Here is a 15,188-nt window from a genome sequence, read left to right as displayed (position 1 = left end):
ATAGCAGTAGGTCAGTCAACGGAGATGTTGGCTGTGTTGCCGTCTTCGCGAGCAGGCTCGCTCCCACAGGTTTGGCGCCTTAACTGACTGGCATTCGGGCAAGCCTCGCTCCTACAGAACAATACTGTTCACTTAAGCTCATCTCGACATTCAAACAGTCCGTGGCGAGCGAGCTTGCTCGCCACGTTCGATATCGAGACGCGCATTACGCTCCTACAGCAGTGCTTCAGGGTTGTACCACGGCCCCCGGCTCCAACGGCAACTCCAGGCTGGCAATGAATCCGCCCTCCGGGTGGTTGCCCAGGATCAGGCTGCCACCATGGCGTTCCGCGGCGCGCCGGGCGATGGCCAGCCCCAGCCCGTGACCGGGGGCGGTCTGGCCGGGTGCCCGGTAGAAGGGCTCGCCCAACTGACGCAAGTGCTCGGGCTCCACGCCCGGACCGTGGTCGCGTACGCTCAAGATGATGTGATCCCCCTGGCGCAGCGCCAGGACCTCAATCGGCTGGCCCACCGGGTTGAACCGCAGGGCATTGCGCAACAGGTTGTCCAGGGCGCGCTCGATCATCGTCGGCCAGCCCTTGAGCTGCAGGTGCGGCTGCGCTTCGATCCGTATGCTTTGTTCGGGGGACGCGAGTTGCGCGTCCTTTTGCAGGGTGTTGAGCAGCGGGTTGAGGTCGATCTCTTCCGCATTGGCGTTGTCGGCGTCGACGCGGGCCAGGACCAGGATTTCACTGATCAGCGCTTCCAGCCGGTCGCATTCGCGGGTCAGGCGTGGCCAGAGTTTTTCCCGCTCCTGCGGGTTCGCCCGTTCGGCCAGAGCCAGGGCAATGCGCAACCGGGCGAGCGGTGAGCGCAGTTCGTGGGACACGTCACGCAGGAGTTGGCGCTGACTGCCGATCAAGCTTTGCAGGCGCGCACCCATCCGGTTGAAATCAGTGGCCAGCACGCCGAATTCGTCGCGGCGGTTGGCCAGTCGCGCCAGGCTGTTCTGTTGGTAGGTGGCCTGGCCCAGGTCGTGCACGGCACCGCGCAAACGGCTCAATGGGCGGGTGATGGACAGCGTCACCAACAAGCTGAACAGGGTCAGCACCACGAGGGCGATGGCCAGCGCGCTCAGGGGCCACACCAGGCTGGAGCGGTGCCAGGCATCGAGTTCCGGGTGGGGGATGCGATAGATCAGCAGGTAGGTCTCACCCGTTTTCGGGCTGGTGTACTCGGCGGTCAGGCGCCGCCAGGGCAAGCGCCGGTCGTCGTGGTCATGCTGTTGGGCTTCAAAGGCGGCCGCGCGGCGCGGGAACGTGCCGCGAACCACCGGGTCGCCGCTCTCGTTCAACACCTGCACGTCGATGTGATAGCTGCGCTTGCGCTCCTTGAGCAGTTGCTGGGCGGCATCTTCGCCTTGCTCTTCATAGCGCTGCGTCCAGTCCTGCGCCAGGGTGTTGAGCCCCGGGTGGCGGCTGAGAATCCAGGCGTCCTGGTTTAACGTGTGGCCGAGCAAAATCGACAGACCTGCGACCAGGGCGATGGCCAGCCAGAAACTGGCCAGGATGCGCCAGAACAATGAACGCACGGGAAGTCCTCAAACAAAGAAAGCCCAATGGCGGTTAACCATTGGGCTGGGGCATAACGCTAGAGCGTTATTGCGTTTTTTGCGGCTGTTGGGCTTTCCACGCTTTGAACTGGGCCCATTCGGCCTTGCGTTCGGCCTGCTTCTTCTGGATCGCGTCGAACTTCTGTTGTTGATCCGGGGTGAGCAGCGCACGAACCTCGGCCTTGGCTTTGTCGCGGCTGGCGGCGATTTCGTCTTTCAACGCCTTCTGGTCGGCGGGCGACAGTTTCTCCAGGTACTTGTCGACCAGTTGATGACGACCCTGCATCTGCTCGCCCATGATTTTACGAATCTGTTCGCGTTGTTCGCGGCTCAGGTTCAATTCCTTATAGGCGCCTTTGCCACCGTGCATGTGCTGGCTGTAGCCGTGGCCGCCTTGTGGGCCGCCCATCGGGCCCTGGTCGCCCGGCATGGCCATGGCAACGGTAGGCAGGGCTGCAGCGAACATCAAAGCGATAAGGGTCTTGCGCATGGTGTGTCTCCTTGTCTCGTTCCCGGTGGGTTCCGGATGTGCCCAGATTACGGAGATTAAGGTCAGCGGCGGTCAGCGAAGGGTAAAGCTTGAGTAAAGACGTTTTCGCACTGACCTGACAAACCCTACAGGCTGTAGTAGTAACCGCGACTGCGCAGGGCAACGATCCGTGGGCGACCGTCCGCGTGGGGGCCGATCTTTTTGCGCAGGTTGCTGACATGCATGTCGAGGCTGCGATCGTACAGGGTCAACTTGCGGCCGAGGGCGATCTGCGCCAGTTCCTGCTTGTCCAACGGCTCGCCGGGCTGCTTGAGCAACGCTTCGAGCAGGCGGCTTTCGGAGACGGTGAGGGTGAACGCTTGTTCGTTGATGTTGACCACGCCACGCACCGGGCTGAAGCACAGGTCGCCCAGTTCCATCTGGCTGGACACGGCCGCCGGGTGGCTGCGGCGCAATACGGCGCGCAGGCGGGCGGTCAGTTCCCGTGGGTCGCAGGGCTTGGCCAGGTAGTCGTCGGCCCCCAGTTCCAGGCCGAGGATACGGTCCAGTGGTTCGCCGCGGGCCGACAGCATGATCACCGGCAAGTCGGGGTGATCGTTGCGCAGTTGCTTGAGTAACTCCAGGCCACTGCCGTCAGGGAGCATGACGTCCAGCACCACCGCCGCCGGTGCTGCTTCGGCCAGGGCGTGGCGGGCGCTCACGCCGTCGTGGCAGGCGCGGACCACAAAGCCTTCCTGGCCCAGCCAACTGCCGAGGAGCTCACACAGCTCCTGGTCATCATCAATTAGTAACAGCTCGCTCATGACTCACTCAATTTAGCCATTGTCGACGTCTTCTGTGCCCACCACTGGCAAAGATACCGCACAGCAACGCCAATAGCGCGACCGCACCGCCGGTGACGAACCATTGTTGCTGGTCAGTCAGCAAGCGCGGCTCGGTGCTGGCCTGGGCCTCCTTGAGTTGCAGCTTGAGGCGCTGGTTCTCTTGGCGCAGCCTGCTCAGTTGGGCGCTTTCGCGTTCGCTGTCGGCATTTTGCAGGTGTTTGTTCAGCTCTTCTCGTTGCAGCTCGCTTTCTTTCAAGCGCTGTTGCAATTGCGTGATCTGGCTACCGGCACTCAACGACAGAGGCGTTGAATAGCCCGCGTCCGAGTCCTCTTCGGCATGGGCAGCGGCCCCGATCGATAAAGTAACCAACAGCAGACACAACGGACCTTGGCGCATCGGAACTCCTGATTCCAAACGAGTGTTGGGCAGGTTGTCGGCCGTCAGACGAGAATAATGAGCAATGGAGTGCGTGATGAACACAAGGTTCACCACGCAGGCACTGTTATGGCAGGACTTGCTTGAACGGTTTGACCAGGACGTTGGCGTAAACGCCCGCTGCCTTGTACGGATCGGCATCGGCCCAGGCCTGGGCGGCGACCAGGGATTCGAACTCGGCGACGATCAGGCTGCCGGTGAAACCCGCGGCACCCGGGTCATTGCTGTCCACTGCCGGGTGCGGGCCTGCCAGGACGACACGACCTTCTGCCTTGAGTTGTTGCAGGCGCTCAAGGTGTGCCGGGCGTGCAGCCAGGCGGGCATCCAGGGAGTTGGCGACGTCAGTGGCGATGATTGCGTAAAGCATGTCAGTCCTCGGTTTTTGGCGTGGTGGTGTCAGCGTCGTGCAGGTGGCGGGACAGGTAGAAACCCTGGCCGACCAGGAACAGCAGGGTCATGCCCAGGCTGCCAAACACTTTGAAGTCGACCCAGATGCTCTGGAAGGTGAAGGCGACGAACAGGTTGGCGGCGCCGCAGAACAGGAAAAAGGCGATCCAGGCGATGTTCAGGCGAGTCCAGACCCCATCCGGCAGGGTCAGCGCGTGGCCCATGATGCGCTTGATCAGCAATTGCTTGCCGACGAAGTGGCTGCCAATAAAGGCCAGGGCGAACAGCCAGTTGACCACGGGCGCTTTCCATTTAAGGAAGGTTTCGCTGTGGAAGGCCAGCGTCAGGCCACCGAACACCAGGCAGGCAACCAAGGTCAGCCATTGGCTTTTTTCCAGTTTGCGCTGAGTGATGAACAACGTGCCGTAGACCACCAGGGAACTGATGATCAGCATCGCGGTGGCACTGTAGATACCGCCGACCGTCAGTTGATGACCGGCGATGTCGACGACCCGTGGATCGATTTTAAAGACGATGAAAAACAGCAGAAGCGGGATGAAGTCGATGAATTGTTTCACAGTGGCAGCCAGAAGCAGGATGTGGCGGCATAATACCAAACATATTGGGTCGCGATAGCGCCAGCTGATTTGAGGTTACATCTCCTGTGAATGTTGATTTGCACTGCCATAGCACGGCCTCCGATGGCGCCCTGGCGCCTGCGGTACTGGTTGCGCGTGCGTTCGAGAAAGGCGTGCGAGTCCTGGCGTTGACCGACCACGACACCCTCGAAGGCCTCGACGAGGCGCGCAGCGCGGCCCATGCGCTGGGCATGCAACTGGTCAACGGGGTCGAACTGTCCTGCACGTGGGGCGGGGCAACCATCCACGTGCTGGGCTACGGTTTCGATACCAATGCCCCGGCATTGGTCGAGGCGATTGCCAAGTTGCACGATGGCCGCTGGCTGCGTTCCGAGGAAATCAGCCGCAAGCTCGAACTCAAGGGTATGCCCGGGGCGCTGGAGGGCGCGCGCAGCATTCAGCAGGAGCTGGGCGACAGCGGCAACGCGCCGGCCCGACCGCACTTCGCCGACTATCTGGTGCGCGCCGGCTACGTCAAGGACCGCGCCGAAGCGTTCCGCAAATGGCTGGGCGCCGGCAAGCTGGGGGACGTCAAGCAGCACTGGCCAACCCTGGAAGAGACCGTCGCCACCCTGCGCGCCGCCGGTGCCTGGGTCAGCCTGGCGCATCCCTGGCACTACGATTTTACCCGCAGCAAGCGCCGCCGCCTGATTGCCGACTATATTCAAGCGGGGGGCCACGCGATCGAAGTGGTCAACGGCCATCAGCCGGCTGAGCAAGTCGGCAGCCTGGCCATACTTGCCCGTGAGTTTGGTCTGCTGGTCAGTGCCGGCAGTGATTTTCATGGCCCGGGGGGCTGGTCCGAGATCGGCGAATACCGCCCCGTCCCGGAGGATCTGCCACCGCTTTGGTGTCGATTCAAACATGACCCAATTATTGCCGCCGTCTGAACAGGTAGAGAATGTGAGTCAATTTTTCCAGATTCATCCGGAAAACCCACAAGTGCGCCTGATCAAACAGGCGGTCGAGATCATCCGCGCGGGCGGGGTGGTGATCTATCCCACGGACTCGTCCTACGCCATTGGCTGTCAGATCGGCGACAAGAACGCGGTGGAGCGGGTGCGACGCCTGCGCCAACTGGATGACAAGCATAACTTTGCGTTGATTTGCAGCGATCTCTCTCAACTTGGGCTGTTCGCCAAGATCGACACCGGTACGTTTCGTATCCTCAAGGCGCATTTGCCGGGGCCTTACACCTTCATTCTCAATGCCACCCGCGAAGTGCCGCGCCTGTTGCTGCACCCGAAAAAGCGCACCATCGGCCTGCGGGTGCCGAGCCACCCGATTGCCCTGGCGCTGCTGGCAGAGTTGGGCGAGCCACTGATGAGCGTGACCCTGATCATGCCCGGTGACACCGACCCGCTGAACGATCCCTACGAAATGCGCCAGTTGCTCGAGCATCAGGTCGACCTGATCATCGACGGCGGCTTTGGCGGCATCAAGGCGTCCACCGTGATCAACCTGGCCGATGGCGAGCCTGAAGTGATTCGCGTCGGTTGCGGCGACCCTGCGCCGTTCATGGCCGAAGCCTGAATGTCAGCCGTGGAAGCCGTGATCGATAGCCAGGCCGGTGCCCAGCAAGAACTGCCGTTCGCCATGGTCTATGGCCAGGCGGTCATGGAAATGCCGCTGGACCTGTACATTCCCCCGGACGCCCTGGAGGTTTTCCTCGACGCCTTCGAGGGGCCGCTCGACCTGCTGCTGTACCTGATCCGCAAGCAGAACATCAACATCCTCGACATCCCGGTGGCGGAAATTACCCGCCAGTACATGGGCTATGTCGAGTTGATGCAGTCGGTGCGCCTGGAGTTGGCCGCCGAGTACCTGGTGATGGCCGCGATGCTGGCCGAGATCAAGTCGCGCATGCTGCTGCCGCGTTCCGCCGAGATCGAGGCCGAGGAAGACGATCCCCGGGCCGAGCTGATCCGTCGACTGCAGGAGTACGAACGCTTCAAGGCCGCTGCCGAAGGCATCGATGGCCTGAGTCGGGTCGGTCGCGATGTGGTGGTGCCCAAGCTGGATGCGCCTGAGGCGCAGGCGCGCAAGTTGCTGCCGGACGTGCGCCTGAGCGAGTTGCTGTTGTCCATGGCCGAAGTGCTACGGCGTGGCGACATGTTTGAAAGCCATCAGGTCAGCCGCGAGGCCTTGTCGACCCGCGAGCGCATGAGCGATGTGCTGGAGCGGCTCAAGGGCGGTGGTTTCGTGCCGTTTGTCGAGTTGTTTACCGCTGAAGAAGGACGCCTGGGTGTGGTCGTGACCTTTATGGCGATCCTCGAACTGGTCAAGGAATCCCTGGTCGAGTTGGTACAGAACGAGCCGTTCGCGGCGATCCATGTGCGGGCGCGAGCCGAATAACGAGCAAAACCCATGAACCTGAGTGAACCCCGCGAGCTGGCGCCACTGCTTGAAGCCTTTCTGTTGGCCTCGGGAAAGCCGCAGTCGATGGAACGTCTGTTCGAACTGTTTGAAGAGGGCGAGCGCCCGGAGCCGCCGGTGTTCAAGAAGGCCCTGGCGATCCTGGCCAAGTCCTGCGACGGCCGGGCTTTTGAGTTGAGGGAAGTGGCTTCCGGCTACCGCCTGCAAATTCGCGAGAAGTTCTCGCCTTGGGTCGGTCGCTTGTGGGAAGAACGCCCGCAGCGCTACTCCCGAGCGATGCTGGAAACCATGGCGTTGATCGCCTATCGCCAACCCATCACCCGTGGCGAGATCGAGGACGTGCGCGGCGTGGCGGTCAACAGCAACATCGTCAAGACGTTGTTGGAACGTGAGTGGATCCGCGTCGTCGGCTACCGCGACGTGCCCGGCAAGCCGGCGATGTTCGCCACCACCAAGGCCTTTCTCGATCACTTCAACCTGAAGAACCTCGACGATCTGCCGCCGCTGGCCGAATTGCGTGAGCTGGAGCCCGAGCCGATGCTCGAGTTCGACGACGCCCCGGTCCCGCAAGGCCTGCAAGATCTGGCCGACGCCAGCGCCGAGCCTGAAGAGCCCAGGGACGAGACCAGCTTCCACACGTTGTTGCTGGAGCTGGACTCGATGGAGGAGGGGATCAAGACGGATTTCGACGACTTGTTGCGTGATGGCGGGGTGGACACGGGTGAATCTTCGTTGCCAGAGCCGTTGTCGCCGGTAACGCTGGCCGAGGTGGATGCTGAGCCGCAGGAGGTCGAGGAACCCCTTGAGGATGATGTGCTCGGGGTCGCTCAAGCCCGTGAGCAATTACGTGCTGCCGTTGCCGCCCTTGAAAAACCTGCGACAGAACCCGAACTGAGTGACGAAGAGGCCGAAGCCCAGGCGTTGGCCGACGCTATCGAAGCCGAGCGCCGCCAGTTCGACGACTGACCCCCGCGCGGTGGGAGCGAGCCTGCTCGCGAAGGCGTTGAGGTTGGCTGATACACCTCTTCGCGAGCAGGCTCGCTCCCACGTCGTTCGCGTTGTTTGAAGGTCAGGCGCCACCGATCAGCGGAAAAACCAAGCGCCGACCGTTTATCAGCTAGTCTTTGGTGCGCGAGCGGCGTCATGCGCGTATGATTCGCGACCCTTTGGCGATCCCTTCGTCAAATGCACAGATTTCACAGCTTCAGGCCAAGCCCTGAACAGACCACACCGGGAGGTGCCCAGATGAGTATCAACGACCAGAAAGACGACCAGGAAATCGGCCCAGCAGGCGAAAAGCTGCAGAAGGTCCTCGCCCGTATCGGCGTCGGCTCGCGCCGTGACGTGGAAGCCTGGATCAGTCATGGCCGGATCAAGGTCAATGGCAAAGACGCCACCCTTGGCCAGCGTGTCGACATGCACGACGCCATCACCATCGATGGCCGCGTGATCAAGCGTGAAGAAGCCGCCGAGTCGGTGCGCCGCGTGATCATGTACAACAAGCCCGACGGTGAGATCTGCACCCGTGTCGACCCGGAAGGCCGTCCAACCGTGTTCGACAAGATGCCCAAGCCCAAGGAAGGTCGTTGGATCAACATCGGTCGCCTGGACATCAACACCACCGGCTTGCTGATGTTCACCACCGACGGTGAGTTGGCCAATCGCCTGATGCACCCTTCCTACGAAATGGACCGTGAATACGCGGTACGTGTGCGTGGCGAAGTCGATGACGAAATGATCGAGCGCCTGAAGGCGGGCGTCGTCCTTGAAGACGGCCCGGCCAAGTTCACCGACATCAAGCAGGCACCCGGCGGCGAAGGCTTCAACCACTGGTATCACTGCGTGGTGATGGAAGGCCGTAACCGTGAAGTACGTCGCCTGTGGGAATCCCAGGGCCTGGTGGTCAGCCGCCTGAAGCGCGTGCGTTTCGGTCCGGTGTTCCTCAACTCCGACCTGCCGATGGGCCGCTGGCGCGAAATGAGCCAGTACGAAGTCGACATCCTGAGTGCTGAAGTGGGCCTGACACCGGTGGCCATGCCGCAGATGACTGCCAAGAGCAAAGACAAGCTCGATCGGATGCAGCGCAAGTCGTCGCGCCCAATGGGCAAGACCGAGCGTGTACGCACCGTGCGTCCAGCACTGGGTGCTACGGCTGGCGCCCCGCGTCCAGCGCGTGAGCCGCACATCGAAGGCGAGCGCCCAGGCCGCAAGCCGGCGCCACGTCAGGATGGCGAGCGCGCACCACGTCCGGCCAACGGTCGCACGGAGCGTGGCGAAGGCCGCGGTGCACCAGCAGGTGGTCGCGGTGAGCGCGGTGCTCCAGCCGGTCGTGGTACGCCAGTGGCCGACCGTCCGGCCGACACCAAGCGCCCGGCCAAGCCCGCGCCGAAAAAGCGCCCAGGCATTGTCCTGGTCGACCGTGACGCTCCTTCGGGCAAGCGTCGCGGCGCACCGGCCGGTTCCGGCCAGCGCCCAGGCTTCGGTCGTCGCAAGCCGGAGTGAAGCGCTGCTAGGCCTCGCGCCTTGAGCCGCTCGTAAAAACGCCACCCTTTGGGGTGGCGTTTTTTTTGGCCAGTCAAAATGACTGGGTGTCTGTCAGTCCGTCCTCGCGAGCAGGCTCGCTCCCACAGGGGCTTGAGTGGACGCAATGTCGGTGTACGACGCCGATTCTTGTGGGAGCAACTGTCTTAGCCATGCCGCTCGTCACCGCCATCGCGAGCAGGAATCTGGGTTGAGCCCGTAGGAGCGAGGCTTGCCCGCGAACCGGCCAGCCCATTCAACATCGATGTCGTCAGGCTTACCGCCTTCGCGGGCAAGCCTCGCTCCTACAAGGAATTGAGCTGCTCCCCGGATGTGTCGTGGAGCAGGGTGGGTGGGGCCTGCCCGCGAAGGCGCCAGACGCTGCGTCACCAAGCTGACGGGTGGATAGCAGGCTTTACGCTGCGTAACGAAAATCTGACGATGGCCACGGATTCGCCCCGTGAAATCGCTCCAGAGGGCGTGGCCGTAAGGAAAAGCTTCCACTCGCCGCTTTTCAGCCCGTGAGCCCGCCGTCTGGCCCGCTTGTTTCGCCTGTCTGTACACGGTGTCATCCCAGCAGCCGACGCGCTGATCCCTGCGAGGTCTGGCAGTCGGGGGTTACGGGTGTACAATGCGCCGCGTTTTAGCTGTGACCTCCTGCGTAATCGCATAAATATCAAGGCCATCCGTCTTGTTCACTCCGCCGCGTCACGAGCGTGTCGGGTTCGATTTCGTCACAGATAAAAATAAACAGGTGACGTATGACCGTTGTAAATACGCTGAACTCCTGGTGCCTGCGCTGGGGTTTGATCCGTGCTGCTTAGTCCCGTATCGAGTGGCAACGTCTTAACGAACATCATCAAACCTTGCGTGAGACCCTTTTCATGAGTGGACCAAACTCGCATTCAGGCGAGCTTAAACGCGGCCTGAAAAATCGCCATATTCAACTGATCGCCCTGGGTGGGGCGATTGGGACCGGGCTGTTCCTCGGCTCTGCCGGTGTCTTGAAGTCGGCCGGCCCATCGATGATCCTCGGCTATGCCATCTGTGGCTTCATCGCCTTCATGATCATGCGCCAACTGGGTGAAATGATTGTCGAGGAGCCGGTAGCTGGCTCGTTCAGTCACTTTGCCCACAAATACTGGGGCGGATTCGCCGGCTTCCTGTCGGGCTGGAACTGCTGGATCCTCTACATCCTGGTCGGCATGTCGGAGCTGACTGCCGTCGGCAAGTACGTGCACTACTGGTGGCCGGAGATCCCGACCTGGGCCTCGGCCGCCGTATTCTTCCTGATGATCAATGTGATCAACCTGGCCAACGTCAAAGTCTTTGGCGAGGCCGAGTTCTGGTTCGCGATCATCAAGGTGGTCGCCATCGTCGGCATGATCGCCCTGGGCAGCTACCTGCTGGTCAGCGGCACCGGCGGCCCACAGGCGTCGGTGAGTAACCTGTGGGAGCACGGCGGGTTCTTCCCCAATGGGGTCAGCGGGTTGGTGATGGCCATGGCGATCATCATGTTCAGCTTCGGCGGCCTGGAAATGCTCGGCTTCACCGCCGCGGAGGCCGACCAGCCGAAAACCGTGATCCCCAAGGCGATCAATCAGGTGATCTACCGGATCCTGATCTTCTACATCGGCGCGCTGGTGATCCTGCTGTCGCTGACGCCATGGGACAGCCTGCTGGCCACCCTCAACGCGTCGGGCGATTCCTACAGCGGTAGCCCGTTCGTCCAGGTGTTCTCGATGCTGGGCAGCAACACCGCCGCGCACATCCTTAACTTCGTGGTGCTGACGGCTGCGCTGTCGGTGTACAACAGCGGTACGTACTGCAACAGCCGCATGTTGCTGGGCATGGCCGAACAGGGCGATGCGCCCAAGGGCCTGGCGAAGATCGACAAGCGCGGCGTGCCGGTGCGGTCGATTCTGGCATCGGCGGCGGTGACCCTGGTGGCCGTGCTGCTCAACTACTTGATCCCGCAACACGCGCTGGAGCTGCTGATGTCGCTGGTGGTTGCCACGCTGGTGATCAACTGGGCGATGATCAGCTACTCACACTTTAAGTTCCGCCAGCACATGAACAACACCCGGCAAACGCCGCTGTTCAAGGCGCTGTGGTACCCGTATGGCAACTACATCTGCCTGGCGTTCGTGGCCTTTATCCTGTGCATCATGCTGATGATCCCGGGGATCCAGGTCTCGGTGTACGCGATTCCAGTGTGGGTGGTGTTCATGTGGGTGTGCTACATCATCAAGAACAAGCGCAGTGCGCGGCTTGCATTGAGTGTCGCAGCCCCTGCGGTGAAGTAACGGTATCAGGCTTCAACCACAACCCGGCCCTGTGCCGGGTTGTTTGTTTTGATAGTTCGTACAATAAACACAGAAATGGACTACAACCAAAAAAGCTGGTTTTGACTTAGCCTGCCGCTCCTAATCTAGAGGAGTCGTACGTATGGCCAGTCATAGCTACATGAGTATTATCGGGAAACACCAAGGGCTGATTTCCGCTGGCTGCTCCGGTCCTGATTCCATTGGCAATAAGTGTCAGATCGCTCATCAAGATGAAATCCTGGTGCAGGCCTATTCGCACGACATGCTGACGGGTAATGACGGCAGTGTGGCGGGTGGGCGCGGTAAACATATGCCGATCATGATTACCAAAGGCATCGATAAGTCATCGCCGTTATTGGCCAGTGCGCTGCACGAAGGTGAAGAAATTGAGTGCAAGATCAATCTTTACCGAACCTCTGCTGCCGGTGGCCTGGAGCGCTACTACTCAATTCATCTGACCGGTGCACGTATCGCCCATATCAGCGTGCAAGTTCCCCACGCCGTTCATATGAATGACGCGGAGCCTCAGGAGTTGGTTTCCATACGTTACAGGGATATTGCCTGGTCGCACATTCCGGGTTCCACCAGCGCTTACAGCACGTGGGGGAATGAGAGTGAATGAAGAGACATGTGATATTCATGATGTCACCAGGGCGGCGACTGAACTGGTTGCCGTTGGATGCAGTATTGGCATGGCGCATATTCCGGATGGCTTTGCGCGGCTTCGATTTGGTTCGTTGGTTTCTTCTTATGTCAATGGAGTCATACAGGCGGTTGATGAGGGCATCGTTAGTGCGTGGCAAGCGATACAGGAAATAAGAGCCGAGTATGAAGACTTGTCGTCCAAGGCGCGTTTTTATGTTCAAAATGGTATTGGGGTTGCGGCCGGAGCGATGCAGGTTCAGACCGGGGCCTCGATCATTGGAGGCTCGCGAGGGTTGGGCATTGTCCCGGGCGGCCTGATGGTTGGGCATGGGGTTAATAATATGTATGAAGGTGCGGCGAATATTCATCATGGGCCGGATGCATCGAGTGCGGTTGGGCCTGTTAGGCGAATTTATCGTTTAATATTCAATGATAACTATGCTGGGGATTTGCAGTATTACTCTGTGGATTTGGGGCTTTCGGTATATGGAGTCTTTAGGCTCGTAAAAAAGCCTGGCGCCATGGAGTTGTTCAGGCGTGATCCGATCAATTATGAAGTGGCTTATCGTCAATCGGGAAAGTTAGCCTTGTTTTTCGAGGCGGTGGTTGATTTTAATACGATTGGTGCGATGTTCTCAGCCGGTGAGAAACAAAGCGAGTGACTTTGATTTTTGGTGGCGTTTCAAATAATTCCGCGCATTCTTGAGGGGTAAAATCGCAAGCCCCAAATTACCATCAGTGTGTATATTGCAAAAAAAATAGGCCAAAATTTGTCTTCTATACTAAAAACTATAACGATTCCGCGTGCGACGAGGCCGGAAGGCAGTACGGAGCAAGCAAAAACCAGTAGGACTATTGATGTGTAGTATCGTATATTTTCAAGGTTCATTATTTGCTAGTTTGATGTGATTGGTGTATGTGGCGTCATACGACTGCTAGGAAGGTTAAATGAGCCCGCGCATTCTTGGTATGTAAAAGCGCAGTCCAAAAAAAACAAGTATTACATATGCGGCTAGGTATGCAGTGTCTAGGTGCTCTTCATCTATGTGGATTACCTTGGTTATGCAAAATACAATGAACCCTGAAGGTAGTCCACAGCTACCTAAGACTAGGAGTGTGACCATGATGTGATACCGGATGTTCTCGAGATTCATTGGTTATCATGTCCTATCGATATAAACCCGAGATTAGTACGACCATTCAAAACAAATCAACACATCTTCACTCCGCTCAAGAACAGGGTTTGTAAACAAATTTAACCGACGCTTGTGTCCAGCCTCGCGGTATCCTGCACACCCTGACTGCGGACCGTTTTCCATGCTGGTGATTTCCAACAACGTGCATCTGCCGGATGCCGAGATCGAGTTGACCGCCATTCGCGCGCAAGGTGCCGGTGGGCAGAACGTCAATAAGGTGTCCAGTGCCGTGCACCTGCGCTTTGACATTCCGGCCTCATCCTTGCCCGAGTTCTACAAGGAGCGCTTGCTGGCGCTGCGCGACAGCCGGATCACCAGCGATGGGGTGATCATCATCAAGGCCCAGCAATATCGCACCCAGGAGCAGAACCGCGCCGACGCGCTGGAGCGCCTGGTCGAGTTGATCCTCGCGGCGACCAAGGTCGAGAAGAAACGCCGGCCAACCAAGCCGACGTTGGGTTCGAAAAAGCGTCGGCTGGAGTCCAAGACCAAGCGCGGATCGATCAAGGCGGGGCGTGGCAAGATCGATTTCTAGGCTTCGCGGTGGTACTTCGGCGCTCGTCGATACAGGCAGACGCTGAGTACCAGGCCGCTGCACGCTGCGATGGCGGCGAACAGGAAGATCGAGGCGAAGCCAAAGCCAGCAGCAATGGCGCCGGCCAATGGCCCGGTGATCCCCAGCGACAAGTCGATAAACAACGAGTAGGCCCCGACGGCCGCGCCACGGCTGGAGGCCGGCACCAGGTTCACCGCCTCCACGCCCAGCGCCGGGAACACCAGCGAGAAGCCAAACCCGCTCAATGCGGCACCGGCCAGCGCCCAATGCGCATCCGGCGCCAGCCACAACAGCAGTAGGCCAAGGGTTTCCACCGACAGGCAGGCAATGGCCACGCGAAAGCCGCCGAGGCGGTTGATCAGATTGCCGAACAGCAGGCGCGCACCAATGAAGCTGGCGCCGAACAGGCTCAGGCACAACACCGCGTTGTCCCAGTTACGGGTGGCGTAATACAGGGTGATAAAGGTGGCGATGGTGCCAAAGCCGATGGAGCCCAGCGCCAGCCCGCAACCGTGGGGAAACACTCGCCCCAGTACGTGCATGAATGGCAGGCGCTCGCCGACGACGATGGGGGCGGCGGTCTTGGGCCAGGCCAGCAGCAGGCCGATGATTGCCAGCAGCACGATGCTCACGCCCATGGCCCACAGTCCAACGTGATGCACCAACAGCACCCCCAAAGGGGCGCCGACGGCCAGCGCGCCATAACTGGCGATGCCGTTCCAGGAGATCACCTTGGCGGTGTTCGCCGCGCCGACTCGGCCGATGCCCCAGCCAATCGAACCCGACCCCACCAGGCTTTCCGCGCTGCCAAGCACCAGTCGGCCGATCAGCAGGCAGGCTAGGCTCAAGGCCGGCAGGTGTTGGGTCCATGCCGACAACAGCATGAACACACCGCTCAGGCCACACCCGGCCAAGCCATACATCACCGCGAGTTTGCTGCCCTTGTTATCGATGATCCGTCCGGCGTAGGGGCGGCTGAGCAGGGTGGCCAGGTATTGCACGCTGATCACCAGGCCGGCGATCACGGCGCCAAATCCCAGGTCGCTGTGCACATAGCCAGGCAACACGGCCAGCGGAATGCCAATGTTCAGATAGCCGATAAAGGTAAAGATGACGATGGAGACGACTTGCAGCGTGACCGCCATGGGGCGCTGGGGATCTGGCATGGGGAGAGTCCACGGGGCAGCGGGGTAGATAGGCTG

General features: G+C 60.3%; 16 protein-coding genes. 9 read left to right on the top strand and 7 right to left on the bottom strand.

All coding sequences use genetic code 11. The annotated features are described in order from the left end of the window. Nucleotides 1–226: 226 nt before the first annotated feature. The 6 genes from BMW74_RS09390 to BMW74_RS09365 form a co-directional block, all read right to left on the bottom strand. Nucleotides 227–1,570, bottom strand: a complete 1,344-nt coding sequence (locus tag BMW74_RS09390; protein ID WP_093417282.1) for a sensor histidine kinase — start codon at nt 1,568–1,570, stop codon at nt 227–229. 67 nt (nt 1,571–1,637) lie between these two features. Beyond that, a complete protein-coding gene (locus BMW74_RS09385; RefSeq protein ID WP_093417277.1) occupies nt 1,638–2,081 on the bottom strand; it encodes a Spy/CpxP family protein refolding chaperone in 444 nt (147 codons plus the stop codon). A 125-nt stretch (nt 2,082–2,206) separates the two neighbouring features. Beyond that, nucleotides 2,207–2,884 carry a response regulator transcription factor gene (locus tag BMW74_RS09380; protein ID WP_093417272.1) on the bottom strand — a complete coding sequence of 226 codons (678 nt, stop codon included), beginning with the start codon at nt 2,882–2,884 and terminating at the stop codon, nt 2,207–2,209. A 7-nt stretch (nt 2,885–2,891) separates the two neighbouring features. Further along, nucleotides 2,892–3,302, bottom strand: a complete 411-nt coding sequence (locus BMW74_RS09375; protein ID WP_093417267.1) for an SH3 domain-containing protein — start codon at nt 3,300–3,302, stop codon at nt 2,892–2,894. A 106-nt stretch (nt 3,303–3,408) separates the two neighbouring features. Next, the gene (locus BMW74_RS09370) at nt 3,409–3,708 is read right to left on the bottom strand and encodes a YciI family protein (protein ID WP_093417262.1); all 300 of its coding nucleotides are present in this window, start codon (nt 3,706–3,708) and stop codon (nt 3,409–3,411) included. A 1-nt stretch (nt 3,709) separates the two neighbouring features. Continuing rightward, nucleotides 3,710–4,306 (bottom strand): septation protein A, encoded by a 597-nt coding sequence (locus BMW74_RS09365; RefSeq protein ID WP_093417257.1) that lies wholly within the window; start codon nt 4,304–4,306, stop codon nt 3,710–3,712. 86 nt (nt 4,307–4,392) lie between these two features. Here BMW74_RS09365 and BMW74_RS09360 point away from each other — a divergent pair, with 86 nt between their 5' ends. From BMW74_RS09360 to arfB, 9 genes are all read left to right on the top strand, one after another. Next, on the top strand, nt 4,393–5,256 hold the full coding sequence (locus BMW74_RS09360) for a PHP domain-containing protein (RefSeq protein WP_093417252.1): 864 nt from the start codon (nt 4,393–4,395) through the stop codon (nt 5,254–5,256). A 13-nt stretch (nt 5,257–5,269) separates the two neighbouring features. Beyond that, nucleotides 5,270–5,899 (top strand): L-threonylcarbamoyladenylate synthase, encoded by a 630-nt coding sequence (locus BMW74_RS09355; RefSeq protein WP_093417420.1) that lies wholly within the window; start codon nt 5,270–5,272, stop codon nt 5,897–5,899. Between the two features lie 123 nt (nt 5,900–6,022). Continuing rightward, nucleotides 6,023–6,721 carry a segregation and condensation protein A gene (locus tag BMW74_RS09350; RefSeq protein WP_175479185.1) on the top strand — a complete coding sequence of 233 codons (699 nt, stop codon included), beginning with the start codon at nt 6,023–6,025 and terminating at the stop codon, nt 6,719–6,721. A 12-nt stretch (nt 6,722–6,733) separates the two neighbouring features. Continuing rightward, entirely contained in the window at nt 6,734–7,708 is a 975-nt protein-coding gene (scpB, locus tag BMW74_RS09345) for an SMC-Scp complex subunit ScpB (protein ID WP_093417245.1), read from the top strand. Between the two features lie 279 nt (nt 7,709–7,987). Then, entirely contained in the window at nt 7,988–9,244 is a 1,257-nt protein-coding gene (rluB, locus tag BMW74_RS09340; protein ID WP_093417240.1) for a 23S rRNA pseudouridine(2605) synthase RluB, read from the top strand. Between the two features lie 902 nt (nt 9,245–10,146). Beyond that, on the top strand, nt 10,147–11,568 hold the full coding sequence (locus BMW74_RS09335; RefSeq protein ID WP_093417236.1) for an amino acid permease: 1,422 nt from the start codon (nt 10,147–10,149) through the stop codon (nt 11,566–11,568). 142 nt (nt 11,569–11,710) lie between these two features. Further along, complete coding sequence (locus BMW74_RS09330) at nt 11,711–12,211, top strand: Hcp family type VI secretion system effector (RefSeq protein WP_093417231.1); 501 nt, start codon at nt 11,711–11,713, stop codon at nt 12,209–12,211. Next, entirely contained in the window at nt 12,198–12,896 is a 699-nt protein-coding gene (locus tag BMW74_RS09325) for a DUF4225 domain-containing protein (RefSeq protein WP_175479181.1), read from the top strand. The genes BMW74_RS09330 and BMW74_RS09325 overlap by 14 nt, the downstream gene beginning before the upstream one ends. A gap of 655 nt (nt 12,897–13,551) precedes the next feature. Beyond that, a complete protein-coding gene (gene arfB, locus BMW74_RS09315) occupies nt 13,552–13,965 on the top strand; it encodes an alternative ribosome rescue aminoacyl-tRNA hydrolase ArfB (RefSeq protein WP_093417217.1) in 414 nt (137 codons plus the stop codon). On the opposite strand, the gene BMW74_RS09310 is transcribed toward arfB, so the two are convergent. Then, nucleotides 13,962–15,152, bottom strand: coding sequence for an MFS transporter (locus BMW74_RS09310; RefSeq protein ID WP_093417212.1), 1,191 nt, complete (start codon nt 15,150–15,152; stop codon nt 13,962–13,964). The two genes, arfB and BMW74_RS09310, sit on opposite strands and share 4 nt — an antisense overlap. Nucleotides 15,153–15,188: the final 36 nt, after the last annotated feature.

The organism is Pseudomonas sp. ok272, assembly GCF_900109995.1.
GTDB lineage: Bacteria > Pseudomonadota > Gammaproteobacteria > Pseudomonadales > Pseudomonadaceae > Aquipseudomonas.
The sequence above is the reverse complement of the archived record's forward strand: the minus strand, read 5'-3'. Positions and strand labels throughout refer to the sequence as shown.